At 52.6% G+C, this 1,004-nt stretch carries 2 protein-coding genes; both read right to left on the reverse strand.

The features are described 5' to 3' along the window. Positions 1-861: 2-methylcitrate dehydratase (gene prpD, locus ACWHAR_RS23450; protein WP_452087996.1), on the reverse strand; the 861-nt coding region annotated here is incomplete at its 3' end. 35 nt (positions 862-896) lie between these two features. Continuing rightward, a partial coding sequence (locus ACWHAR_RS23455; protein WP_452087997.1) for a hypothetical protein occupies positions 897-1,004 on the reverse strand: 108 nt, incomplete at its 5' end.

Here is a 1,004-nt window from a genome sequence, read left to right on the forward strand (position 1 = left end):
CGGATACGAAATTTTAAAAAGGACATTTTCGATGACATAAGAGTCGAGCGGTCTGGCGAGCGTCAATTCTTTTCCTCCGAATAAGACATCCTGAAAACCCCACATTGGAGCAGACAAAGCGGTTTTATATCCCATTTCGCCTTTCAAGGTCATCATCGCGAGCCTCACGCCGCGGCTAGTCGCATCACCGGCTGCCCAGGACTTACGCGAGCCGGTATTCGGAGCATGGCGGTACGTCCGCAGGCTTGAATTATCGACCCAGGCCTGGGAGACGGCATTGATAACATCCTGTTTTGTGCCCCCCAATAGTGAGCATGCCACAGCAGTGGAGGCGACTTTTACGAATAGCACATGGTCAAGCCCGTTTCTGTTTAAGCTGTTGTCGAGAGCAAGGACGCCTTGGATTTCATGAGCCTTAACAATTGCCGTCAGGACATCGTTAATCGTGAGCGGTTCCTTGCCCGCCGCGAGCAGCTGCCTGCTGACATAGTCGGCGCAGGCTAAAATCGCTCCGAGGTTATCTGACGGATGGCCCCATTCGGCCGCAAGCCATGTGTCGTTATAATCGAGCCAGCGGATCATGCAGCCGATATTAAAGGCGCCGTGAACAGGATCAAGCTCAAATTGCGTTCCCGGGACGCGGGTGCCGTTCGGGACGACGGTACCCGGGGCAATCGGGCCGAGATGCTTGGCGCATTCCGGATATTTGAGCGCCAATATTCCGCAGCCCAGTGTATCCATTAAGACGTAACGGGCGGTTTCAATCGCTTCTTCGCTTGAAATCTTGGCATTTACCGTATAGTCGGCGATCTCTTCCAGCAATTGATCACAGTTTTGGAGCGTTTGACTTTCAGTTTTCATAACATCTATCTCCCTTCTTTCTGAATCAAAGCGAATTATGGATGAAGATGACGCGGTCCCGTATAGTGAACTCTCGGGCGGAACAGCCTGTTGTCTTCATGCTGTTCAATGACATGCGCGCTAAGACCGACCGACCGTGCCGC

This window comes from Bacillus sp. LR--39, from assembly GCF_053613335.1.